Raw genomic sequence first — 994 nt, 5'->3', positions numbered from 1 at the left:
GGCGGAGTGCGCGGCCCAGGGGTCGTACTGCCACGGCCCGCCGGGCGGCGGCGTGGGACGCGCCCCGTGCGGGTAGGGCGGCGGGGGCACGGGGGTGCCGTGCGCGGGCGTCATGCCCGCGGGAGGAACGGGGGTGCCGTGCGGCGGGGTGACCGGGGGCGCGGGAGTGCCGTGCGGCGGGGTCATGCCCATGGGCGGTACGGGCGGCAGCACCGTGCCCTGCGGCGGCGTGACAGGCCGCTGCACGGGCGGCGCGGGCGCCCACGGCCCGGGCTGCCCGTAGGGAGGCGTGCCGTAGGGATCGGGAGCATGCCGCGGACCGGCATCCGGCCCGGGCCCGCCGGATGCCGGGGGCTCCTGCCCATGGGCGAGCGAGCCGGCGGCCCCGGACTCCTGACCGTACGCGGGCAGCGGGCGAGTGGCGTCCTGGACGGACTGTTCGGGCGCGGGCGCGGCGCCCGAGGCCGCATCCTGCCCCGAGATGGCCTCACCCGAGGACGCGGCCCCCTGGCCGTACGCGGGCAGCGGGCTCGTCGCGGCTTCCGCCGGACGGGTCGGCTCGGCCGGAGGCTCCTGGCCGTACGCCGGCAGGGTGCGCGTCTCCGCCTCCGGGCCGGTGGCCCGGGTCGCGTCGAGAAACTCCGGGCCCTCGTGCTCTTCCGTGGCAGCGGGAGGGCGCGGGCGGCTCCACCACTGCGGCCTGGGCGCGGCGGCCCGCGACTTCCCCTCGTCCATCTTCTCCCCACCGTTCGCCGGAGGGCGCACGGCATCGCCGGAGGGATGCGCGGCCCACTGGAATTCAACCAGGTCTGCGCAGGCGTGCGCAGGGGGCCCGCGCGGGGGATCAGCGCCGGGCGGTGTCCGCGGGGGGCGCGCCCGGTGCCGGGTGACCCGTGCGTATCAGCGGGGGCAGCGGCGGCGCGACGGACGGGCGCAGCAGGGAGACCTCCCGCACGGGCGCGGCGGCGGACGAGCCGGGCCCCGCCGACGAGCC

Annotated in this window: 1 pseudogene; it reads right to left on the bottom strand. The window is 80.1% G+C overall.

Annotated elements, in window-relative coordinates:
• Positions 1–735, bottom strand: a pseudogene (locus B7P34_RS35975) (hypothetical protein); the annotation flags it as partial.
• Positions 736–994 lie beyond the last annotated feature (259 nt).

The organism is Streptosporangium nondiastaticum, assembly GCF_003011965.1.
Lineage (GTDB): Bacteria > Actinomycetota > Actinomycetes > Streptomycetales > Streptomycetaceae > Streptomyces > Streptomyces nondiastaticus.
Note: the sequence above shows the minus strand (reverse complement) of the source record. Positions and strands in the feature narration are given on the sequence as shown.